Genomic DNA, 22913 nt, shown 5'->3' with positions numbered 1-22913 from the left:
GAGTCAGCGTATTTCATAGAGGCCCGCAGGCAGCAATACCGACTGCAACAAGGCCGGATATAGAGCCGCAGCCCATCCTGTCTGTCTGAACACAAGAAAACTGTTGCAAACGGGACGCGTTCATATAAGGGCGCATGATGTCAATGAACCTTGCATCGTTCTATCGGCGGGCCGTGTTCCACCCTTTCGAAACCGTGCTGCAGCGGGTCCACCGCGACCGTCGTCACGCGGGTGACGCGCACGATGGGTCGCACGACGATCCCGAGCGCCTCGAGCGGATTGCGACCTACGCGCGCGCGGGCTATTTCAACATGGGCTACACGCTCGAATCGTTTCACGTGATCGGCGAAATCTCGCCGGATTGACGGCTGCATCTGACGGAGTGCAAGCAATGAGCGATATCGTCGTCGAACAGCCGGCGGTGGTGGAAGCCGACTTGAACTACCTCGTCGCCAACGGCGTAAAACCCGCCACGTATGCATACGATCCGCCGGCGGGCGTGCCGCCGCGCAGCGGCGTCTATCAGACCAGGCGCGTGAAAATCGCCAACGCGCGCGTGACGCCTCCTCCCGGCGGCCTGTCGCTCGATCGCAACGGCTTCGAATTGCGTCAGCACGCCAGCGCGCTGAGCGACTTCGCCGATCCGACCGTGATCGAGCGCACCTACTATCCGGAATCCGAAGCATTGCTGAAGGGCCGGATGGCGATCGTCAACCTGTGGCGGCCGATCGGCTGGCCGGTCGAAACCTCGCCGCTCGCGTTATGCGACGCACGCAGCATCGCGCTCAACGACCTCGTGCCGTCCGATCTGATCTATCCGGACAGGGTCGGCGAGACTTACTCGTTCGTGTTCGATCCGCGACACCGCTGGTACTACTTCCCGCTGATGACGCCCGACGAAGTGTTGCTGCTGAAAATCTACGATTCGGCGGGAGACGGCGTCGCGCGCCTCACCGCGCATACCGCGTTCGACGATCCGTCGTCGCCGCCCGACGCGCGCCCGCGACGCAGTATCGAGTTGCGCGCGCTGCTGTTTTTCTGAGTCCACGCGCGGCATATCGCGGGCCGTCATAACCTTAGTTGCAATCGGGTTTGATCGGGGCGCGCACATTACCTATACTCGGGCGCTTGTCGACCAACCCAGGCCGCCTGCGCGGCACGAGCATGCCGCGACCTCCACGTATCGCTAGCGACGCGCAGGGCGCGTCGAAACCCGCGTCGCCGCCTGCTGGGCGGTCTCGCACTGTCCGCGCTGGCCGCGCCGAATCTGAAAGCGGCGACGCTGTTGAAGCCGCTGAGCATCGATCCCTGGACGCAAACACCCGGCGCGCCGATTCTCGAACATCCGTATGGACTGCCTTCGCCGCATGAGTCAAACGTGATTCGCCGTGCGGCGCGAGCGTGGCCGATGCCGGGCGCCGCATCGTCGTTGACGCCGCTCGCGGACCTTCTGATTGGCGATAAGTTGATCGGCGGCGCGGGTACGCTTGCGAGCGCGACTCCGAAACGCACAGTGGGCAGCTACTGGCCCTATGCGACGACGCTTTTCGACTATATCCGCCGAGCCATGCCGTATAACGCGCCGCAGTCGCTGAGCGCCGACGAAGTGTATGCGCTCAGCGCGTGGATATTGAACCGCAACGGCATCGTGCCGGACGATGCGCATCTCGACGCGCATTCGCTGGCGGCCATCCGCATGCCCAATCGGGATGGCTTCGTGCCGGACCCGCGACCGGGCACGCTTTGACAGGCGTTTGCCGGCGGGCGCGGGCTTGGCACCTCGCTCGCCAGCGCGCCTTCTTCAGGAAGCGGCCGCCGCGAGTTCGCCGCGCTCCGGAGCCTTCTGCGAGTGGCGATTGATCGGACGCGGCAGCCCCAGATGCTCGCGCAGCGTGCGGCCCGCGTACTCGGTGCGAAAGAGTCCACGGCGCTGCAATTCCGGCACGACGGTATCGGCGAATTCGCTGAGCCCGCCCGGCAGCCACGGCGACATGATGTTGAAGCCGTCCGCGCCTTCCTCTTCGAACCATTGCTGTAACTGGTCCGCGATGCTCTGCGGCGTGCCGATCACCTGCTGATGTCCGCGCGCGCCCGCGATGCGCAGATACAGATCGCGGATCGTCAGATTGTCGCGCCGCGCGAGGTCGAGCAATAGCCGTTGCCGGCTCTTGCCGCCATTGGTTTCGGGCAGATCCGGCACGGGGCCGTCGAGCGGGTACTGCGACAGGTCGATGCCACCCGACATCTTCGACAGCAACGCGAGCCCGACCGTTGGATCGATCAGCTCCTGCAACGCGTCGAACTTGTCGCGCGCTTCCTGCTGCGTTTTGCCGATCACCGGGAAGATGCCCGGCATGATCTTTAGATGCGCCGGCGCGCGTCCATAGCGCGCGAGTCGTCCTTTGACGTCGCGGTAGAACTGCTGCGCTTCGTCGAGCGTTTGATGCGCGACGAAAATCACCTCTGCCGTTTGCGCGGCCAGTTCGCGCCCGGCTTCCGACGCACCCGCCTGCACGACGACCGGCCAGCCCTGCGGCGAACGCGCGACATTCAACGGACCGCGCACGCTGAAGTGCTTGCCGCGATGGCCGAGCACGTGCAGCTTGTCGGCGTCGAAATAGATGCCGCTCGCCTTGTCGCGCACGAAAGCATCGTCTTCCCAACTGTCCCACAGACCCGCGACCACGTCGTAGAACTCTTTCGCGCGCTCGTAGCGCACCGCGTGATCGAGGTGCCTTTCGAGGCTGAAGTTGTGCGCCTCCGTTTCCGTGCTGGACGTGACGAGGTTCCAGCCCGAGCGGCCGCCGCTCAGATGATCGAGCGACGCGAATTTGCGCGCGACGTTGTACGGCTCGTTGAAGCTGGTCGACACGGTTGCGATCAGCCCGATACGGTCCGTCACGACCGACAGCGCGGAGAGCAGCGTCAACGGCTCGAAGTGATCGGCGCGCGCGGTGCGCGAGAGCGACGGCAGATGCGTGTCGCGCACGCTGACGCTGTCCGCGAAAAAGATCGCGTCGAATTTGGCCCGCTCGGCGATGCGCGCGAGTTGCGCGTAGTGCGCGAAATCGAGGCCGCCCGCCGCATGCGTGTCGGGATGACGCCACGCGGCGATGTGATGACCCGTCTCCATCAGGAACGCACCGAGGCTCATCTGTCGTTTGTGTTGTGATGCTGCACTCACTGCTGGCTCCTTGTGAGAGACGTTGAGGGAAGGCGGTTGCTATCGCGGGCGGAATCACCCCGCGTTCTCGGCACGCTCGGAGAAATCCGCGAGGATCTGCTCGCGCAATCGCACGAAGCGCGGGTCGCTGCGCTCGCGCGGCCGCGGCAAGCCGACATGCGTAATCCGCTTGATGCGGCCAGGGCGCGGCGCCATCGTCACCACGCGATCGCCGAGATGGATCGCTTCATCGACGTCATGCGTGACGAGGATCATCGTGATGCGTTCGCTTTCCCAGATCCGTTGCAGCTCGTTTTGCAGACGCGCGCGGGTGAGGGCATCGAGCGCGCCGAACGGTTCGTCGAGCAACAGCACTCGCGGGCGATTCACGAGTCCGCGCGCGATTGCCACGCGCTGCGCCATGCCGCCCGACAGCTGATGCGGATACGCATGCTCGAAGCCTTGCAGGCCGACGAGTGCGACGTGCTCGGACACCGCGTCGCGCTTCTGCTGCGGCGAAAGCGGCGCGTTGCGCAGCGCGGCGAGAATATTCTGCGAGGCTGTCAGCCACGGAAACAGCCGGTGATCCTGAAACACGATGCCGCGTTCGAGCGACGTATCGTGCACCTGCTCGCCGTCCACGCTGATCTCGCCGCGATAGTCGGTATCAAGTCCGGCGACCAGCCGCAGCAGTGTCGACTTACCGCAGCCGCTCGCGCCGAGCACGCTGATGAATTCTCCCGCCGCGATGTCGAGTGAGATGTCGTCGAGCACGAGCAGGTCGTCGTCCGCATCGCGTTGGCGCGCATAGCGCTTGCTGACGCCGCGAATGCGGATGCCTTTGGAAACTGTGGTGGTCATGAGTTTGCCTCCGGTTGATGAGCCGCTTGACTGACGATCCACCTTAAGCGACGGCGCGTTCGCGCGGCGCACCGCTGCGGCGCGCTATCACGCGTCGCTCGACGCCTCGGGCGAGCGCATTGAGTGCCCAGCCGGTCAGTCCGACGACGATGATGCCGAACAGCACGAGGTCCATCCTGAACTGCTCGCTGCCGTCGATCAGAGTGTTGCCGATGCCGCTGCCCGCGACCAGCAGATACTCGGCGCCGAGCGTCGCGAGCCACGAATAGATGAGCCCCAGGTAGAGGCCCGTGAAGATCGTCGGCAACGCGGCGGGCAGGATCACGTAGCGGATCAACTGGATGCGTGAGTAGCGCAACGCACGCGCGACCTCGATGTAGGAGCGCGGCACCGCGTGGATGCCGTCGCAGGTATGTGCCGCGACGGGGAGCAACGCCGCGAGCGACAGGAAAACGACTTTCGCCATATCGCCGAGGCCGAACCAGACGGAGATTAGCGGGATCCACGCGAACAGCGAGATCTGCTTGAACGTGTCGAAGCTCGGGCCGATCAACCGAGTCGCGATGCGCGAGAGTCCTAGCACCGAGCCGAGCAGCAGGCCGCCCACCGTACCGATGATAAAACCGCTCGCCTCGCGCGCCAGCGAAGCCGACAGCGCGCGCAGCAACGCGCCGCTTTCGATCTGCTGCCACGCGGTATGCGCGACATCGGCTGGGCTCACGAGCAGGCCGCTCTTGACGAGACGTAACGCCGACACGAGCCACCATAGCGCGAACAACACGAGCGGCAGCACGAGCCCGCGCCAGTTGACGGCGGCCAGACGGGTCCTGAGCGCTGCCACGCGAGTCGGCTTGGCGGGCGCTTCGCAACTGCATGGTGGCGGAGCGCTTCTGAGTGGCTCGAAGAAGCGGCGCAGCGCATCGGAAGCAGGGGGGCGTGCCATGTCGGAGTCCCGAAACGAGGCGCCTACTCGCGAAACGCCGAAGGTTGGCCGCGCCGCAGCCGCGCTTCGAGCGCATCGAGCAGACAGTTGATCGCAAAGCCGATCGCGCCGACGATCACGACGGACGCCATGACCAGATCGAGTTGAAAGAGTTGTCGCCCATAGACGATCAGATAGCCGAGCCCTTCTGACGAGGCCACCAGTTCGACGACGACCAGTGCGAGCCACGCTTTCGTGAACGCGAGCCGCACGCCGGTGGCGAGCGTCGGCACGGCGGCCGGCAGCACCACGTAGGCGATGCGCTGCCAGCGGCCATAGCCGAACACGCGCGCGGCTTCATCGAGCGCGGCGGGGGTCTGGCGAAAACCCTGCATCGTGCTCAACGTGACGGGCACGAGCGCGGCATGCGCGATCAGGATGTACTTGAGCGGCTCCCCGACGCCGACGAGCAGCAGCAGAAACGGCAGCCAGCCGAGCACGGGAATCTGCACGAGCGCATTGAAACCCGGCAAGACGTACGCTTCGACGGTGCGCGACAGGCCGAGCGCCGCGCCGATCATGAACCCCGCCAGGGCGCCCGCGCCGAAGCCGAGCAGCACGCGCTGCAGGCTGACGAGCGTGTGGTGCGCGAGGTCGCCGTTGCGCGCGAGATCGTACAGCGTGTCGAACACCATCTGCGGCGGCGGAAGGATTTGCGGCGCGATCCAGCCGCGCTCGCAGCCGATGCTCCAGAGCGCGAACAGCGTGGCGGGCAGCAGCCAGGGCGCGAGATGCCAGCCGACGGCGCGCGCGCGTCGTCGCAGGTTGGCGTTTGCCTGCGCCTTCGCTTCGCTTGCCACCTGCGCTGCGGCTTGCGCCGCGGCGGGGGACCATTCGCCAAGCGCCTTGCTCATCGTCGATCTCCGGTCAGCCGAGGGGTTTGCCTTGCGCGTCGTAGCGCGTCCAGTAGTGATCGAGCGACTGGCTGTGCAACGCGTTGTCGAGATAGCGCGGCTCGAACCAGCCGTCGACGTCGACGGGCTGACGGATCAGCTTGAGCTTCAACGCATCGCTCGACACGGCCTTGTAGCGCGCGACGATGAACGGATCGATCAGCGGCGAGTTGCGCGACTTCAGCTCCTGATTCGCGAACTCGGCCTGCCATGACGCGTAGCTGACGCCGCTTTTCGCCCACAGCTTGAACAGCGCGTCGCGGTTTGCTTCATCGGACGACCATTGCGCGCCTTTGACGAACACGTTGACGACCCGCTGCACGATGTCGGGATGCGCGCGGTCGAAGTCGTCGAGCACGAGCAGGTGCGATTGCCGCGTGAACTGGGGACCGGCCGTCTGCGATTCGTAGACGATCTTGGCGAGGCCCTGATCGCGCAGCTTGTAGAGGTTATAGTCGTTGACCGACGCGTCGATGCCCTTGGACGACAGCGCCGCGAGCGCGCTAGCCGAATCCAGATTGATCACATGCAGATCTCGCTCGTCGAGCTGGTTGGCGGCGAGCACGTTGTCGGCGACGAGCTGGAGGTTGGTGCCGCGAAAGATCGATACGCGGCGGCCCTTCAGATCCTTGATGTTCTGCACGGGCGAGTCAGGCGGCACGGCGAACTTCACGCCGACACGTACACCCGATTCGAGCAGGATGCGCGTCTTCAATCCGTTCGCGCGGCCGAGCACGGACGGCAGATCACCCTGAAACGCGAAGTCGAGCGACTTGTCGGCAATCGCTTCGTTGACGGCGGGGCCCGCGCCCTTGAAGAAAAGCCATTCGACCTTGATGCCGTCGGCAGCGAATTCCTTTTCGAGCAACTGGAGCTGTTGCACGGTGGCGGCGGGTGAGCCGCCGAAGGTCGGCGGATCGCCGCCGCCTTGGTGCGCGACGCCGATGCGGATCACGGCAGGTTTGTCCGCGTGGGCCTGGGCTACCGTGAAGACCAGTGCCGCGGCGAGCAACACGGACTTCAGCAGGGAGAGGGTTCGCAGAAAGTTTCGCGGGATTCGATTAGCCATTGATAGGGACGATGCGCAGCGCAGCGTGGTCGTGGAGTGCTCATTCTTGTCGACGCCCTTGCGTGGGACAAGGAAGCATTGCTGCTATGGATATGCGCGGCGGTGCTTTTCGGACGGAAGGGGCGAACGGTTGCCAAAGTGAGCCGTTGAGACGGATAAATACGTGTCGCAGTGCGGTTTGAGCACGCTGGATAGCGAGGGTGACCGTCTGGGCGAATTCTCATTTCGGGTTGCGTGTTGGAGCGAAGGCCTCCCGCACCTTCACGCCAGCGAACGGATTGGCGAGCACATAGCGCTGCTCGATCAGCCAGCGGAAGAGGGCGCCCAGAATCGACAGTGCATGGGCGACCGAACGGGCCGACAGGCTGCCGTTGAAGGGCCGCCAGTCCGGCGAGGTGCGCGGCCGCACCGGGCCCACCCAGCGGGCGCGCGGCGACGGGTGACGCAGGAACGCGCGATACGCGATCGCATCTTCGGTCGTGAGTGAGGACAGTGCGCGGCCGCGCTCGACGATCGCCCAAAGGATCAGGCGCTCGGCCTCTTTTCGGTAGGTGCGTTGCGTGGCGGATGATTCGTGCAGGGCAAGCCAGGTCTGCACCGCTTCGTAGTCGTTGGTGGCGTCGAGCGAGCAGGTGGCCTTCGGCGCACGGAACGTCCCCTGGGAACAGTGGTGAATGACCGGCTCGCCTTTCCGCCGCCGGGAAAAATGACAGGTAGTTCAGGGCACTGCGGCGCTGTCTTGTTGCCGTGAGCGTAAGCAATGCCACGGTCAGGTGCCGCTGTGGCAACTTCAACTCACCATGGTCGCAACACACGACGCCCGATGCGCGCGTGGCACGCGACTGGACACGGGCCTCACCAGATGGGAAACACGAAGTCCGGCTGCGGCTCAAACTGAATGCCGGATTCTGGACAGATCACGCGGCCCCTGACGGCGACTCGCTGGTTAAGATACGGCAGCAGGAGTGTGGGGGGCATCGCACCGCCTTCGCCAAGGAGGATGTCGGTCACCACCTTGTCAGTGCAGGGGGAGGTCGAGGGGCGATCCAGCGTGATCGTCGTATAGTCGCCCGGCGCATACGTCCCGCTGCCACGTCCGATTGTCCCGGTGATCCAGATATCGCGCTGCAGAGGCAACGTCGGCAGCGGCGGGCTGGCTGGCATCGTGGTCTCTGGCCACAACCCGGCAATCGCCGCTGCCGCGAGTAATCCACACAATCGTCTCTTCATGGCGAAGGCCTCTTACCGTCCAGTGCTGCCCACCTGCGCGTCACCGTTTGGTGTTCACTTCCCTGAACTCCGCATCGATCACGTCATCGTCCACGTCTTGCCCCGGGCGGCCTGCCTCTTGCCGGCTGGTCGCAGGCCCGGGACTGCTCCCCTGTGACTGCACGTCTGCGTAGACTTTTTCTCCGAGTTGCTGCGAGGCGGTAGCGAGTGCGCGGGTCCTGACGTCGATTTCGTCCCGGTCGGAACCCTTGAGCGCGGCCTCCAGTTCCCTGATCGCGGCTTCAATCTTCGCCTTCTCGTCCGGACTCAGCTTCTCGTGGTATTCGCCGAGGGCCTTGCGCGTGCGGTGTATCAGGGCGTCGCCCTGATTGCGCGCCTCGGCCAGTTCACTCAGCCGCTGGTCCTCCGCGGCGTGCGCTTCGGCGTCTTTCACCATCTTTTCAACTTCGCCTTCGGACAGGCCCGAACTGGCCTTGATGGTGATCCGGTTTTCCTTGCCCGTCGCCTTGTCTCTGGCCGACACGTGCAAGATTCCATTCGCATCGATGTCGAACATCACCTCGATCTGCGGCATCCCACGCGGCGCAGGAGGGATGCCCTCCAGTTTGAACTCACCGAGCAGCTTGTTCCCGCTCGCCATCTCGCGTTCGCCTTGATAGACCTTGATGCCGACTGCCGACTGGTTGTCGTCCGCGGTCGAAAAAACCTCCGAGAACCGGGTCGGTATGGTGGTGTTCCTTTCGATCATCCTGGTCATGACCCCGCCGAGCGTCTCGATGCCAAGCGAGAGCGGCGTGACGTCAAGCAGCAGCACGTCTTTTCGTTCACCGGACAGCACTGCCCCCTGGATCGCCGCGCCCACGGCGACCGCCTCGTCGGGATTGACATCCTTGCGGGGTTCGCGCCCGAAAAACGCCTTGACCGCCTCCTGCACCCTTGGCATCCGCGTCATGCCGCCAACGAGGATGACGTCGTCGATCTTGTCCGTGGACAACCCGGCGTCCTTGAGCGCAATTCGGCACGGCTCCATCGTGCGCTCGATCAGATCCTCGACGAGTGCCTCGAGTCTGGCGCGCGTGAGCTTCACGCTCAGATGCTTCGGCCCGGAGGCATCTGCCGTGATGTAGGGCAGGTTGATCTCGGTCTGCTGGCTCGAAGACAGTTCGATCTTCGCCTTTTCGGCCGCTTCTTTCAGGCGCTGCAGTGCGAGCACGTCCTTCGACAGATCAATGCCTTGCTCCTTCCTGAACTCGCCGACGAGATGGTCGATGATGCGCTGGTCGAAATCTTCACCGCCGAGGAACGTGTCCCCGTTCGTCGACAGTACCTCGAACTGTTTTTCACCGCGCACGTCGGCAATCTCGATCAGGGATATGTCAAAGGTGCCACCACCGAGGTCGAATACGGCGATCTTGCGGTCACGGTTTTCCTGCCTGTCCAGACCGAACGCGAGGGCAGCTGCGGTCGGCTCGTTAATGATTCTCCTGACTTCGAGCCCCGCGATACGGCCCGCGTCCTTGGTCGCCTGGCGCTGGCTGTCGTTGAAGTACGCTGGCACAGTAATCACGGCTTCCGTGACTGGCTCGCCGAGGTAGTCTTCGGCCGTCTTCTTCATTTTGCGCAACACCTCTGCGGACACCTGCGGTGGCGCGAGTTTTTCGTCGTGCGCTTCGACCCACGCGTCGCCGTTATCGGCCCTGATGATCCTGTAGGGCATCAGGCCGATGTCCTTCTGGACTTCCTTTTCCTCGAAGCGGCGACCGATCAGGCGCTTCACTGCGAACAGCGTATTCCCGGGATTGGTGATGGCCTGGCGTCTGGCGGGCGCCCCGACGAGTATCTGGTTGTCATCGAGATACGCGACCACCGACGGCGTCGTACGGGCGCCTTCCGAGTTTTCAATCACTTTGACCTGCTTGCCTTCCATAAGGGCCACGCATGAGTTGGTGGTGCCAAGGTCGATACCGATGATCTTGCCCATGATGTCCTCGCCGATGTTCAGTCTTTGCACTGCGTCGCCCGCTCAGGCGGACGCCCTCTGCCGCCGTGCGGACCGCCGTATCAATAATCGACTACCGGAGGCACAACCGCCTTTGCCTCGTCTTTCGGCAGTTCAGCAACCACGGCATCGGTGGTGAGGATAAGCCCGGCCACCGACGCGGCATTTTGCAGCGCCGTGCGCACCACCTTGGTCGGGTCGACCACCCCCATCTCCACCAGATCGCCGTAGGTGTCTGAAGCCGCGTTCCAGCCGAAATTGCCCGTCTCCCCGACCACACTGTTCAGCACAACCGAGGACTCCTCGCCCGCGTTGGTGGCGATCTGGCGCAGCGGCTCTTCAAGTGCGCGCAGCACGATGCGGATGCCCGCGTCCTGATCGGCATTGGCGCCGCGTACGTCGCCGAGGCTGGCCCGGGCACGCAGCAATGCAACGCCGCCGCCCGGCACGATGCCTTCTTCGACCGCCGCGCGCGTTGCGTGCAGCGCATCCTCGACCCGTGCCTTGCGCTCCTTCATCTCCATCTCGGTAGCGGCGCCTACCTTGATGACGGCAACGCCCCCGGACAGCTTCGCAATGCGCTCCTGCAACTTCTCCCTGTCATAGTCGCTCGTCGTCTCGTCGATCTGACGACGGAGCGCCTGGACGCGCCCATCAATCGTCTTCGGGTCGCCGGCGCCATCGATGATCGTCGTCGCCTCCTTTTCGATCTCCACCCGCTTCGCCCGTCCGAGGTCCTCCAGCCTGACGTTTTCGAGCTTGCCGCCCGTTTCTTCCGCGATGACGATCCCGCCCGTCAGCGTCGCGATGTCCTCCAGCATCGCCTTGCGCCGGTCGCCGAAACCAGGCGCCTTCACGGCCACGGTTTTCAGGATGCCGCGCACGGAATTCACCACCAGCGTGGTCAGGGCTTCGCCCTCGACGTCCTCGGCAATGATGAGAAGCGGCTTGCCTGCCTTGGCCACCGCTTCCAGCACGGGAAGCAGGTCGCGGATCGACGAGATCTTCCTGTCGTGCAGGAGGATGTACGGTTCTTCAAGCACAGCGGACTGCTTTTCGAGATCGGTGATGAAATAGGCGGACAGCCACCCGCGGTCGAACTGCATGCCCTCTACGACCTCGAGTTCGCTTTGCAGCGATTTGCCCTCTTCGATGATGACGGCGCCGTCCTTGCCGACCTTGTCCATCGCTTGCGCGATGAGCCTGCCGATCTCCTCATCCGCATTGGCCGAGATGGTGCCCACCTGGGTGATCTCGCGGCCGGTCGTGACAGCCCGGGAAAGCTTGCTGAGCTCCTCGACAATCGCCGCGGTCGCCTGATCGATGCCACGCTTGAGGTCCATCGGGTTCAGGCCCGAGGCAACGTACTTCATGCCTTCCCGGACGATGGCCTGGGCGAGCACGGTGGCGGTGGTTGTACCATCACCGGCGACATCCGAGGTTTTGGCGGCGACCTGCCTGACCATCTGCGCCCCCATGTTCTCGAACCTGTCGCTCAGCTCGATCTCCTTCGCGACCGACACGCCGTCCTTGGTGACGGTCGGTGCGCCGTACGCGCGCTCGAGGACGACATTTCGCCCCCTGGGGCCGAGCGTGACCTTGACCGCATCGGCAAGGATGTTGACGCCCGTGAGAATATGCTGGCGGGCGAGTTCGTGAAACCTGACATCTTTGGCAGACATTTCGCGCTACCTCCTGACCTGTCAAACGAAGCACCGTTGCACCGGGCACGGGCCTATGGGGCCGGGCCGAACAGTACGCGGTCGCCGACGTTGACGTCGGGCGCACAAAGGCGACCGTCCTCAAGCCGCCTGCCGGGGCCTATCGCGATGACTTCTCCCTCGTCCGGCTTTTCGCCCGCAGTATCGGGGATGACGCTACCGGCTGCGGTCGTACGCTCCTGCGGCACGCGCCTGAGCACGACCCGGTCATGCAAGGGCATGAGTTTCATGATCCTGTTCGCATGATCGGTCCACATAGGTCTCGCGTTGGTCTCGTGGCTGTTTTCATCGTTGCCCTCCGTCATTGGTTCGGACGTTGCAGCGTCCGCACTCAATCATGAACGGGCCGTGCCCCCCTGTGGGGTATCGCGCCGCGTTGCCTCGTCAAAATCCCTGGAAAGCCCGGATGCAGGCGGCAGCGTGCCCCGCGCGATGTAACCGGCAGGCTCGACCGACGGCTGCGGTGTCAGCCGCAGATCACCGAGCCTCGCCGTGAGAAAAGCGTCGGCATGGGCAAGCCGGTGCCGGAGTTCCTCCTCCGTGATCCCCAGAACCTGTGCCGCGGCGGCTTCCGGCTGCGCTTCAAGACGGCAGAGCGTCACGGCGCGACGCCATGGCTCTGGCAGCTCGGCGAGAAGCGCGGCGACCAGCTCGCGCAGCTCCCTCGAGATGACGGCGTCCTCAGGCGTGCCGTCCGTCGCTGGCACCACGTCCTCAAGGCGCAGCACTTCATCGGGCTGCCAGTACTCGAACAGCAGCTCGTCATCGTCTTCACGCGGTTCGTGCAGCTGGACGGGCAGCCGGCCCTCAAGCGAGATGCATCGGCCTTCCTCCATCTGGCGATGTGCGACTTCTGCTTCAAGCAGTTCCAGGGCGATCTGGTAGAGCCACTGCAGGGGTTCGAGCCGACGCGGGCGCTCAGCAAACCGCTCGCAGGCGCGCGCGAGCGCCTCGTCGACAATATCGTCGACCGATGGGTCGTCCGAAGCGAGATCACCCCGCGTCTGAAGATAGGCGAGTTCCCGCTGCACGAAGCGCTGGAGCGACGCGAGCAGCGGACGAACGGTCTCGCCGAACAGCGTGGACGCGGCGTCCGTCTGTTCGGCCACCGCCGTCCTGAGTTGCCGCAACCCGGCGCGCCGCTCCTTGCGACGCCAGGCGTCCTCGTGACGCAGGTGTGCGACGTGGCGTTCCAGTTGCCGCTCCAGTTCAGTGATGGCATGCTCGATCGCCGTCTCTGGCTCCGGCGCATCGTGGCCGCACGCAAGCGTTGCGCCCGATAGCACCAGCCTGAGCCGGACGCGGTAGAGACTGCGATGCAGACTCCTTTCCAGCGTCGCCTGCAGCCGTACCAGCCCGGACGGGAAGTGCGACAGATGGGGCGTCAGACGCCGATCCGTGAGCCGGCTGATCAGGTCTTCCAGCCCGCGGCGGGAAAGTTTCGCGAAATTACGGTAACTGATCGCCGTTTTCATCTCAAACCTGTCCATGGCCCACCGCCTCAATGGTATCGCCCGGCCGTCCGCGACCCTACGCAGCACGCAGAGCCGGCATCCCCGGCGAGCAGGGATTTCAGCGCATCCCGGCACCCTTGATGCCTCGTCATCCGTGGCAGCCTTGCCCAAATGTCATTAGTGATCCTGCTTATGTAAGACACGCACACGAGAACCCCCGCCTCACTCGATGCGTCCGGATCCTCACCGGGCGCCCACCTGAATGTTGGTCCTGCTCAACCGGCGCCCGTCCTTCCATTGACGTCCGACTCCCGGCCTTCCAGAGCCAGATACGTGTCAGTCGCCACCAGCCCGAACAGGATGTGATTGAGAAAACTCACCCAGCCTCGCACATCGGCAAACCACGTGAACAGGTATGTCATGCCGTGGAAATTGATCACGTACAGGAGCACGCCGAATACCACACCCACCAGCGACGCCAGCCCGACGCTCGAATCCAGGCTGAAAGGTGCGATGATCACCGCGAGAATGACGGCGAAGAGAATCGACAGCACAACCGCCCGGCTAGCGTCTGCGCATGCGTGATCTCAACTGTCGGATCGTGGGTCGCATCGCATTGACCTGTGCATGGAGCATGCGACGGCGCGCTCAGGGAGCGGTCGCAGAACGTCGGCAAGGGAGGCCGTCGTGCGGTGGAGGCGCTCGATCAGAGGGGAGTCCGAGCGTGGATGGAGGTTGCTCATCGTCTTCTCCTCAGAGGCAGCAAGGAAGAGAACGGGCTTGCGCGCTCCAGTTCGCCTGCCATGCTGCGGGGCAAACAAATCGAAACACGCAGTGTGCGACCCGTGGATCATGGGGCACACTGCCTGAGCTGGATATAACTTAGCTTCACTGACTAAAAATTTCAAGATACATGTGACACTCAGATGCGTGACGCCGCGACGCCTCATGTCAGCCCCCACGTCGGCCAGCGCCTTCGGCGGAAAATCCTCAGAACTTTTCGCATCTAACGAGGGCGACCAGCGCAGTGGTGTGACCTGATGAGACCCCCGTCCGTGTCCTGCCGGACGGCGCCCCCCTTAACGGTGCCGTGTCACTGGATCCGCGGCGCTGGCGCCGATCACATTGCAGCCGCGCCGCTCGACGCGCTCGACATCCTACGCACCGGATTGCCATGCCGCATCCAGCAGCACGGTGTCCACGGTCTCGAAACTGTGCCACGGCGCATCAAGCTGGATCGCCGAGGCCGGCACGGGCCGTGGAGCGATATCAACGCCGGGCAGGACAAGCGGTGTCGCTCGCCGGAAACCGTGCCAGTGGAGTATCGCGATGAGCGGCGTATTCACCTGCGCAGCCGCCGTGACCGTGACGGCAAAGAGTGGCAGGCGCACGCTGTGCATCTGTTCCTGAAGCATATCGAAAAGGACCATGCAGCCTCCTGGGTGACATGTTGCAGGGCCTCTTGAAATTTCCGTTCGTTGCGCTATTTTAATCATCGCTCAGGCAGTCGCGATAAGCGCTGCGTGTTTCGATTTGTTTGTCGGCGGTGTTTTTCCACGGACGGGCGAACTGGAGCGCGTGGTCCGGTTCGTTCTTCGTGAGAGGCCCCGGTTTCAGTGAGCCAGCCATGAGGGATCTTTTCTTCAGCATCGACCGGCCGGGCGAATTCGACCGCCTGCACCGGCAGATGGCCGGCGTCTTTGCGGCTTTCCCGCGAGCCTGCGCGCGATGCGCATCCTTTCCTTCCGTCAACCGTCGCAGCAGCGACGACTGCGCCGAGATCGTCGCGTCCGCGCCGGGGCTTCGCCTGGCAGCGATCGAGGTCCCAATTGACAAGGGGGCTGTCGATCAGTGGCGAACGCAAGCCCCCGAACCGGAGACCGAACATGAAACGACGCATTACACGAGACCCGCCACCCAACGCGGGCTGTCCAGACGACGCCGGTTCGCCGGCGCGCTTCCTCGCGTAACAGCGCCACGCTGCATGGCGGCGCGGCCCTTGTACGGCCTGAAGTAAGCACGTGTCGTTTTTATGCATCGTGCGCCTGCTAAAGGGGCCACGTTTTACGGGAGACGGAAATGCTCAGTCCACACGAATTTGCGACCCTGATACTGGTTCGCCAGGCGCCGGACCAGCTCGACATGAATCGCGCCGAGCTCGACGCGCTGCTCGAGCGCCAGCTGGTCATGCTGGAACATTGCGCCTCGGGCGCACGCCGCGCGTACCTGTCAGGGAAGGGCAGAACGTTTCTCGACGCGCTTCACCCGGGCGGCACACCGCGTGTAAGCCGGCAAGCCGCCGGCAATGGCGGTCGGGAAAGATCGGAGACGCCCCTCGTGCCAGGTAGCCGCACGCCCGACATCGTAGTGCCGGGACACGCAGGCTGAATGGCTGCGCGATCGCAACGACAGGCCCCGCGGTCATTAAAACGTTGCGCGGCAAGCCGCGGGCTGCAGGACAGGTTGAAAAACCGCGTCGCCTCGCGCGTCTCCGGTGCGCAGCGACGCTTTGCGGAGGTGTCATATGCAAACGGACAAAGTGATGGAGTATCACGGCTACGAGATCCGGCCGATGGTAACCCCCACGGAGACGGGTCGCTACGCGGCGGCGGCCATCGTCACCGACCGGGCCGGCGATACACGCACGCTCGGCGTCGATGTGGACTTTGCCAACGCCCAGGAGGCTCGCGACGAAGCACTCGAGCTTGCTATCGCATGGATCCAGCAACGCTCGGTTGTTTCGGACCGGTATGTTCGACGGACCTAGCGCGCCGGTCAGCAACCTCTGGCCGGACGCGAGTTGGACACCTGTCGATCCGCTTCTGGCTCGATATCCCGAGCCGTTTGGGCTCAACTCACCGGGAGGAAAAGAGAATGACGGACACCGCTGTCATCGATCCCGCCGAAGACGCGCTCTATGAACGCATCCGGATCCTGCTCTTTAGCGCGGACCTGCCGGCGCCGCGTCTGGAATCCGATATCGACGATATCGGACGCTTCACCGCGCCGGACGTCCGTTCATCGCAACTGCGCCTGATTGAGGTCATGCCGCCGCTTACACCGGCAGCCGAAGCAATTGTGCGGGCCATGATCCGTGCATATGGCACTGAACTGTTTGGGCGCGGCAGTGCGAATTCCGCGCTGCGTGCCATGATCAAGGCCGGACCTGTCAGGTTTGGACAGACCGCCTTGACGTTGGGGCCTGACGCGCCGTTGCCAGAGCGTGTCCGTCCGCTTGTCGCGGAGATTAACCGGATTTTCGAGCGCTACCCCGAAAGCGGCTTCTCGCACGCTCGATACTCTCTTTCGGCGATTGGCTTGCCGGTCGGCCGCGACAGGCTCCCGCAAGTACAGCGCTCGGTCCAACGCGGCCGGAACCTTGAGGACTCGCCCGATTCGCGAGTTGTCCTCAACAACCCTGAACTGCGCGTCTTTCGTTCAAGTATCTAACATGTCAGCCGACGGCAGGTGCCAGCCTCGGTACAGCGCGAGCGAAAGGAATGAGCAAGCAGCTCGATCGTGGCGGACAGATAAGTGCGTTTTTCATAATGGTGACTCATTGCGAGAAAAGAAAAGCCGCTCGAAGACGGCGATAAGCTTAACGATTGCTCAGACCTTCGCGCTCGCGCATGCAAGTACTGGGAACATATCGACCGGATCGGGACGATGCGCGTGCCGGAGAGATCGGTGCCCATCAGTTGCGCGATCGTCGCACGCATAGGGACGCTCGGCTGCGAACAGCGACTCGATACCGTGGGTTAGTCATACGACGCCCACCTCATGAAAGACAGTGCGCGGTACTATCTTCGTCGGCCCGTCACGTATACGCCTGTCCCATGGAACTGAAGCAGATCCAGTACTTCATCGCGCTTTTCGAAGAAGGCACCGTCACGCGCGCCGCCAGGCGGCTCAACATCGCGCAACCGGCGCTCAGCATGCAGATCGCCAAGCTCGAAACGGAGATTCGGCAGAAGCTCTTCGAGCGGGGGCCGCACGGCATGGCGCCGACCGAAGCCGCACGGTTGATGTACCGCCTTTACACGCCGATCATGCGCGACATCGATCACGCACGCGAACACCTGAGCCGTCGCGATGTCATCGTGACGGGCCGCGTGTCGCTGGGAATGGTGTCGTCGGAGGCGCAGAGCGTATTGCCTGAATCGCTCGCCCGATTCGATGCGCTTTTCCCGCAAGTCGAAGTCTCCGTCGCCGATGGCTTCAGCGCGCAGCTGATCGACGCTGTCGAATCGGGCCGGCTCGATGCCGCCATCATCAACAAGCCGCGCGGACGGCTGACGCTCCACGTAGAGCCGTTGCTGGTCGAGGAAATGGTGCTGGTGACGAGCGTGGAGCACGGCCCAAAGCTGCCCGACGAGATCGATCTCACGCAGCAGTCGGACATCGAATTCGTGTTGCCCACGCGCCGCAACGGCCTGCGCGGCGCGCTCGATGCCGCGCTGATGGCGGCTGACGTCGTCATCAAGCCGAAGTTCGAGATCGATCTGCTCAGCACCATCGTGCAGTTCGTCGAGCAGAGCGGTGTCGCGACCATCCTGCCGCGCGTCGTCGTGCAGGCGAAAGTGGAGGAAGGGCGCTTGCGCGCACGCACGATAGCGTCGCCGCAGATCGTGCGCCACATCATTCAGGTCACCCACCCGAAGCGGCCGATCGGACCGGCCGCCCAAGCGCTCATCACGATTATCACTGAAGAGATAAAGCGCGTGACGACGGGTGTTTTGGGGAAACAGGCGCCTTAGCGGCCGCGTTCCAACGGTTCGCGCGCACGGCTCGGAACGTCGCTGCGCGTGCCGAACAGCGTGTCGCAGATCGGGAACGTGAGGTTGAAGTTCTGTGTCGCCATCACTTCGGGGTCGTGGTGTGTGGCATGCAGGCGCCGCACTGTGTCGACGAGCGGAACGCGGTCGAGCAACGGGCTGTCGGTGACGTGTGAAAGCGTATGCAGGCCCTCGTACATCAGAAAGTACGCCGCCATCGTGAGCAGCGCGATGTAGCCTGCGTTGCGGGAGAATACGGACCCAATCACGAGCGCGAACGGCACGGCCGCCAGCACGAACGCAACCGGCGCAAAAGGCGGAAACAGCAGCGCGCGCCAGTGACGGTGGCCCTTGTATTCAAGCGTCACATGCGTGAAGAACCGGTGATGGACCGCGCAGTGGCGCTTGTAGATCATGCTGAAATACTTCGTCGGACGATGCAGCACGTAGCGGTGCGCCGCCCATTCCGCCCAGTTGCCGAACAGAAAGAGCGGAATGACCGCCAGCCATTCGGCAAGCGTCGGTGCATGAAGCTGCATCAGGCAATACACGATCACGCCGCCGGTGAAGAGCAATGTGAAGCCGAGGTGCATTTCGCCGCGATACCACCATGGCGTGGCATTGACATACTCGTCACGGAACTTGTAGGAACGCGCACGAACGTCTTCTTCGTATTTCATCGATGTCTCCCGCTATAGTGAAAGGCGTGCGCCCGTTGGCGTCCGCCGTTACGTCCAATGACTCAGGATCGACTGCGCGCGGAACCGCCTTCGAGCTTGCCGAGCGTCTCGGGCACCACGAACGCGCCCACGAGAAAGATCACGCTGATCGCACCGACGAAGATCGCGAGCGTCGACGGCAACTGGCCCGCGTCCTTCGCGACCAGGGAAACGAAGGTCGGCATCATTCCTCCGATCGCGAAGCCGATGTTCCACGACAGACCCGTGCCGGTCGCGCGGATCGCGGTCGGGAAGCGTTCGTTCAGGAAGATCAGCACGGGCGCATAGCCGGCGCTGCCGAGCGCGGAAAGCAGCACTGCGTAGACGCCGACCATCGTGATGCTTTGCGCCGTCGGCAGCAGCAGGAACAGCGCTGGCATCGCGATGAGCCGGATGATGCCGATCCAGATAAACGCGCCCTTGCGTCCGATGAACGTACTGACGTGCCCTGCCGCGACCGAAGCGATCACCACGGCCACGCTGCAGATCATCAGGATCGCGGCGGCGGCGCCGTTCGGCGCATGACTCACGACTTTCAGGAAGGTCGGCAGATAGCCCGATGTGAGGTAGTAGCCGCTGCCGCCGCCGATAGTCAGCAGCAGATTGACGAACAGCACGCCGCGATATTCCCGCGAGAACAGCGTGCGGATCGGCGAGCGTGCCTTGTCGGCGTTGACGACCTTCTTCTGTTCAGCGGCTTTCGCAGCTTTTTCCGCGGCGAGCTTCTTCCAGAGCGGCGATTCTTCCAGACCGTTGAACACGAAGAGACCGAGCACCGAACTCAGGATGCCTGTGAAAAACATGCAACGCCAGCCCCAGGCGTCGAACGCATCGCCGGGAAAGATCGCGGACATCGCCAGATAGGTGAGCGATGCGAGCAACGCGCCGAGTCCGGCCCCGCCCCCACCGATGAGACCGGACACCGCGCCGCGATACTTCGGCGCGACGGATTCGGTGCCGATCGTATGCGTCGACGCCACCACGCCGCCGACGAACACGCCCTGCACGAGACGCAGCAGCAGAAACAGGACCGGAGCCACGAGCCCGACCTGGGCGACCGTCGGCAGCGCGCCGAAGGCCGCCGTCGAAAGCCCGACGCCGACGACCGCGACGATCATCGCACCCTTGCGGCCATGACGGTCGGCATAGGAGCCGAACAGCGCGGAACCGAGCGGGCGCATCAGCAGCGTCACCGCGAAGGACGCGTACACCGCCGCGAGCGAGAGCATCGCATGTTCGGACGGAAAGAACAGACGCCCGACAACGGGCGCCACATACAGCAATACGAACAGGTCGAACAGGTCGAGGGCCCAGCCGAAGCATGAAGCCATCACAGCGCCCATCACCTGGCGCTGATTGACCGAAAGCACGGTGGCCCCGTCTTGCGCTGCTACAGACATTTGTATCTCCTTTGTGTCACAGGCGCGCTTTGTTGGATGCGCGCTCTTGTCGAGGTTGAAAAATCGTCAGTGCGCGGAGGCGAACGGCGATGCCACGCTCGCCCGTCGCTGGGTGACCATCGCATCGGCGATCTTCTCGGCGATCATGATGGTCGGTATGTTCGTATTCGCCGATGGCAGTCGCGGCATCAGCGATGCATCCACGACGCGCAGCCCGCGCGTGCCTCGCACGCGGCCTTCGGTATCGGTGACCGCGTCGAGGTCCTGCGCGCCGCCCATGCGGCACGTGCCGCTCGCGTGCCACACGCCGAACACGTTCGCACGGATGAAATCGGCGAGCGCGCGCTCGTCGCTGATGAGCGCGGCCATCTTCAGGCCGCGCGTGAAGAAGCGTTCTATCAGCAAACGCCTCACGGGCGCGGGCGTATCGAGCAGCACGCCGAGGATCGAAGTCAGAAGCGCATTGCCTTCGCCGAACTTGCTCAGCGCCTTCACGCGTGGTGAGAACGCGGCCGGGAAGAAGTCACGTGAATCGCGGCCAAGACCGGATGCGTCGACGACGCGCGCCAGCATCCGCACGCCGGCGGCGAGCCGCTGCAAATCGCGTTCGTCGTCGAGCAGATTCAGATCGACGCGCGGCGCAACGGCCGCATCGGGCGATGCCAGTTGCACGCGGCCTCGCGAATACGGCCGGTTGCACCAGAGGAAGAAGAGGCCGAGCCGGTTGCCGAGCGCATGCCACGCGGCGCGCGTCGCGCTCGACAGATACAGGTCCGACTCGTCGCAGCCCGCGACGCCCGAACTCATGCGCGCGGCCATCATGCTCGCGCGGCGGCGCGCGAGCGGCATGCGAAAACGCGGCTCGAGAAAATGACAGAAGGTGAGCGACGGATGATCCTGCAGATTGCGTCCGACGCCCGGCACGTCGGACACACACGGAATACCCATCGCCACGAGTTGGCGCGCATCGCCGATACCGGCGCGCATCAGCATCGCGGGCGACTGCAACGCGCCCGCGCTCAGCACCACTTCGCCCGCATCGAAACGCACGCGCTCGCCGTTCGCCGCAATCGCGACGACACCGTGCGCTGTCGCGCCTTCCATCACGATGCGTTCGACGCACAGATTCGAATAGATGCTGAGATTCGGGCGCTTGCGCGTGGCTTCGTCGAGATAGGCGATAGCCGTCGACACGCGCTTGTCGTCGAGGTTCGAGAATGCGCCCGGAAAGAAGCCGTCGCCGAATTCGCCATTCTGGTCCTGAAGTTCCGCGAAGCCGTTCGCGCGCAAACCCTGCGCGAATGCATGGCAGAACGCCGGCCAGTCCTTGGGCATGATCCGGCGGATCGGCACCGGTCCGTCGCTGCCGTGCAATTCGCCGCCGGGAAAGTTCACGTCGCGTTCGAGCTTGCGAAAGTACGGCAGCACATCGCGCCACGACCAGCCTTCGGCGCCGCTCGCGGCCCATTCGTCGTAGTCGCGCGGCAGGCCGCGATTGGCCGACTGCACGTTGATGCTCGAGCCGCCGCCCATCACGCGGCCCTGCTCATAGACGCGCGGCGCGGCGTGCTGCGTGGCTTTCGCTTTCAGATCGGGCCAGATGTACGCGTCGCCGCAGAAGACGGGCATCGGATAGCTGTCGAGAATCGCCGCGGGCACCGCGCCCGGCGGTGTGTCGGCGCCCGCCTCGATCAGCGCGACGCGCACCGACGGCGCCGCCGACAGTCGATGCGCGAGCACGCATCCGGCCGAGCCGCCGCCTACGATCACGTAGTCGAAGCGATTCATCGCGTTGTCTCCTCTTGTCTCTTGTCTCGTCCGCCGCGCGGCGTGTCAGGTATCAGCTGCCGCGAAACACCGGCTTGCGCTTGCCATGAAACGCTTCGACGCCTTCGCGGAAATCGTCCGACGAGCGCAGACGGCTATAGCAATGGCCTTCGAGTTCGATCGCGATCGACAAGGGCGCGTCTTCCGAATCGTTCAAGAGCTTCTTCGCGGTGCGTTGCGCGAGCGGCGAGAATGCGCGCAGTTCGTCGACGAGCGCGTCCGTCGCCGCTTCGAGTTCGGCGTCCGCGACGAATTCGACCGCGATGCCCCACTCGTACGCCTGCTCGCCAGGAATGCGGCGCGAGCGCATCACGATGTCCTTTGTTCGACCGATGCCGACCATCGACTGCAAACGCGCCGAGCCGCCCGAGCCGGGAATCTGGCCGAGCTTCTGCTCCGGCAGCGCATAGAAGGTCGTATCGGTGACGATCCGGAAATCGCAGGCCAGCGACAGCTCGAAGCCCACGCCGAAGCAGAAGCCGCGATTCGCCGCAATCACCGGCTTCGAGCAGCGCGCGGGCGCCGCGATATTCCACGCGAGCTTCGACACGTGTTCCGGCGATGCTTCGAGAAAGCCCTTGATGTCGCCGCCGCTCGAAAAATGCTCGCCCTTCGCGCGCACGACGATCACGCGCACGCGGTCGTCCTCGTCGAGGGCTTCGAACACGGCGCGCAACTGATCGCGAGCGTGCATCGAAATGACGTTGAACGGCGGCCGATGCAGGATGATGTCGGCGCGCTCGCGCTGCGCGTCGATTTCGACCGAGAAGCCGTCGAGGTCTTGCAGCAGCGTCTGGCCGCGATGGTTGAGATCACTCAT

22 protein-coding genes and 3 pseudogenes are annotated in these 22913 nt (G+C 64.1%); 8 read left to right on the top strand and 17 right to left on the bottom strand.

The features are described 5' to 3' along the window. The first annotated feature begins 143 nt into the window (after window positions 1-143). The 3 genes from AB3X96_RS30405 to AB3X96_RS30395 all read left to right on the top strand — a co-directional run bounded on the left by AB3X96_RS30405 (window position 144) and on the right by AB3X96_RS30395 (window position 1747). Window positions 144-365: a hypothetical protein gene (locus AB3X96_RS30405; protein ID WP_368592612.1), complete on the top strand. Its 222-nt coding sequence runs from the start codon at window positions 144-146 to the stop codon at window positions 363-365. Window positions 366-391: 26 nt separating this feature from the next. Beyond that, window positions 392-1042: a CmcJ/NvfI family oxidoreductase gene (locus tag AB3X96_RS30400; RefSeq protein WP_368592611.1), complete on the top strand. Its 651-nt coding sequence runs from the start codon at window positions 392-394 to the stop codon at window positions 1040-1042. Window positions 1043-1285: 243 nt separating this feature from the next. Then, window positions 1286-1747, top strand: a complete 462-nt coding sequence (locus tag AB3X96_RS30395) for a c-type cytochrome (RefSeq protein ID WP_368592610.1) — start codon at window positions 1286-1288, stop codon at window positions 1745-1747. Window positions 1748-1801: 54 nt separating this feature from the next. Here the strand turns inward: AB3X96_RS30395 and AB3X96_RS30390 are convergent, their stop codons facing one another. The 13 genes and pseudogenes from AB3X96_RS30390 to AB3X96_RS30330 all read right to left on the bottom strand — a co-directional run. Next, complete coding sequence (locus tag AB3X96_RS30390; protein WP_368592619.1) at window positions 1802-3154, bottom strand: LLM class flavin-dependent oxidoreductase; 1353 nt, start codon at window positions 3152-3154, stop codon at window positions 1802-1804. 84 nt (window positions 3155-3238) lie between these two features. Then, window positions 3239-4024: an ABC transporter ATP-binding protein gene (locus AB3X96_RS30385; RefSeq protein WP_368592609.1), complete on the bottom strand. Its 786-nt coding sequence runs from the start codon at window positions 4022-4024 to the stop codon at window positions 3239-3241. 43 nt (window positions 4025-4067) lie between these two features. Beyond that, window positions 4068-4967, bottom strand: coding sequence for an ABC transporter permease (locus AB3X96_RS30380; RefSeq protein WP_368592608.1), 900 nt, complete (start codon window positions 4965-4967; stop codon window positions 4068-4070). Window positions 4968-4990: 23 nt separating this feature from the next. Further along, a complete protein-coding gene (locus AB3X96_RS30375) occupies window positions 4991-5860 on the bottom strand; it encodes an ABC transporter permease (RefSeq protein ID WP_368592607.1) in 870 nt (289 codons plus the stop codon). Between the two features lie 13 nt (window positions 5861-5873). After that, window positions 5874-6968 carry an ABC transporter substrate-binding protein gene (locus AB3X96_RS30370; RefSeq protein ID WP_368592606.1) on the bottom strand — a complete coding sequence of 365 codons (1095 nt, stop codon included), beginning with the start codon at window positions 6966-6968 and terminating at the stop codon, window positions 5874-5876. 253 nt (window positions 6969-7221) lie between these two features. After that, window positions 7222-7632 (bottom strand): annotated as a pseudogene (locus tag AB3X96_RS30365) (integrase); the annotation flags it as partial. 191 nt (window positions 7633-7823) lie between these two features. Further along, window positions 7824-8198 (bottom strand): hypothetical protein, encoded by a 375-nt coding sequence (locus AB3X96_RS30360; RefSeq protein ID WP_176122102.1) that lies wholly within the window; start codon window positions 8196-8198, stop codon window positions 7824-7826. A gap of 40 nt (window positions 8199-8238) precedes the next feature. Then, a complete protein-coding gene (gene dnaK, locus AB3X96_RS30355; RefSeq protein WP_368592605.1) occupies window positions 8239-10179 on the bottom strand; it encodes a molecular chaperone DnaK in 1941 nt (646 codons plus the stop codon). Between the two features lie 80 nt (window positions 10180-10259). After that, on the bottom strand, window positions 10260-11879 hold the full coding sequence (gene groL, locus AB3X96_RS30350) for a chaperonin GroEL (protein WP_368592604.1): 1620 nt from the start codon (window positions 11877-11879) through the stop codon (window positions 10260-10262). A 65-nt stretch (window positions 11880-11944) separates the two neighbouring features. Further along, window positions 11945-12148: pseudogene (locus tag AB3X96_RS30345) on the bottom strand (co-chaperone GroES); the annotation flags it as partial. A 105-nt stretch (window positions 12149-12253) separates the two neighbouring features. Further along, complete coding sequence (locus AB3X96_RS30340; protein ID WP_368592603.1) at window positions 12254-13393, bottom strand: sigma factor-like helix-turn-helix DNA-binding protein; 1140 nt, start codon at window positions 13391-13393, stop codon at window positions 12254-12256. A 254-nt stretch (window positions 13394-13647) separates the two neighbouring features. Continuing rightward, window positions 13648-13926, bottom strand: a complete 279-nt coding sequence (locus AB3X96_RS30335) for a hypothetical protein (RefSeq protein WP_368592602.1) — start codon at window positions 13924-13926, stop codon at window positions 13648-13650. Between the two features lie 540 nt (window positions 13927-14466). Further along, window positions 14467-14802: pseudogene (locus AB3X96_RS30330) on the bottom strand (diguanylate cyclase); the annotation flags it as partial. 197 nt (window positions 14803-14999) lie between these two features. Here AB3X96_RS30330 and AB3X96_RS30325 point away from each other — a divergent pair. The 5 genes from AB3X96_RS30325 to AB3X96_RS30305 all read left to right on the top strand — a co-directional run bounded on the left by AB3X96_RS30325 (window position 15000) and on the right by AB3X96_RS30305 (window position 18129). Beyond that, the gene (locus AB3X96_RS30325) at window positions 15000-15389 is read left to right on the top strand and encodes an Hsp20/alpha crystallin family protein (protein ID WP_368592601.1); all 390 of its coding nucleotides are present in this window, start codon (window positions 15000-15002) and stop codon (window positions 15387-15389) included. Window positions 15390-15451: 62 nt separating this feature from the next. Beyond that, window positions 15452-15760, top strand: coding sequence for a hypothetical protein (locus AB3X96_RS30320; protein ID WP_368592600.1), 309 nt, complete (start codon window positions 15452-15454; stop codon window positions 15758-15760). 136 nt (window positions 15761-15896) lie between these two features. Then, the gene (locus AB3X96_RS30315) at window positions 15897-16139 is read left to right on the top strand and encodes a hypothetical protein (RefSeq protein ID WP_368592599.1); all 243 of its coding nucleotides are present in this window, start codon (window positions 15897-15899) and stop codon (window positions 16137-16139) included. Window positions 16140-16246: 107 nt separating this feature from the next. Continuing rightward, complete coding sequence (locus AB3X96_RS30310) at window positions 16247-16822, top strand: hypothetical protein (RefSeq protein WP_368592598.1); 576 nt, start codon at window positions 16247-16249, stop codon at window positions 16820-16822. A 386-nt stretch (window positions 16823-17208) separates the two neighbouring features. Then, on the top strand, window positions 17209-18129 hold the full coding sequence (locus tag AB3X96_RS30305; RefSeq protein ID WP_368592597.1) for a LysR family transcriptional regulator: 921 nt from the start codon (window positions 17209-17211) through the stop codon (window positions 18127-18129). On the opposite strand, the gene AB3X96_RS30300 is transcribed toward AB3X96_RS30305, so the two are convergent. From AB3X96_RS30300 to AB3X96_RS30285, 4 genes are all read right to left on the bottom strand, one after another. Further along, entirely contained in the window at window positions 18126-18827 is a 702-nt protein-coding gene (locus AB3X96_RS30300; protein ID WP_368592596.1) for a sterol desaturase family protein, read from the bottom strand. The genes AB3X96_RS30305 and AB3X96_RS30300 overlap by 4 nt on opposite strands. Before the next feature lie 62 nt (window positions 18828-18889). After that, window positions 18890-20266 carry an MFS transporter gene (locus AB3X96_RS30295; RefSeq protein WP_368592595.1) on the bottom strand — a complete coding sequence of 459 codons (1377 nt, stop codon included), beginning with the start codon at window positions 20264-20266 and terminating at the stop codon, window positions 18890-18892. 66 nt (window positions 20267-20332) lie between these two features. Beyond that, the gene (locus AB3X96_RS30290) at window positions 20333-22054 is read right to left on the bottom strand and encodes a GMC family oxidoreductase (protein ID WP_368592594.1); all 1722 of its coding nucleotides are present in this window, start codon (window positions 22052-22054) and stop codon (window positions 20333-20335) included. Between the two features lie 52 nt (window positions 22055-22106). Next, window positions 22107-22913 (bottom strand): enoyl-CoA hydratase/isomerase family protein, encoded by an 807-nt coding sequence (locus tag AB3X96_RS30285; RefSeq protein ID WP_176122116.1) that lies wholly within the window; start codon window positions 22911-22913, stop codon window positions 22107-22109.

The sequence above is a fragment of the Paraburkholderia sp. BR13439 genome, assembly GCF_040948805.1.
In the GTDB taxonomy this organism is placed as follows: domain Bacteria; phylum Pseudomonadota; class Gammaproteobacteria; order Burkholderiales; family Burkholderiaceae; genus Paraburkholderia; species Paraburkholderia youngii.
This window is presented reverse-complemented; position numbering and strand designations above follow the sequence as displayed.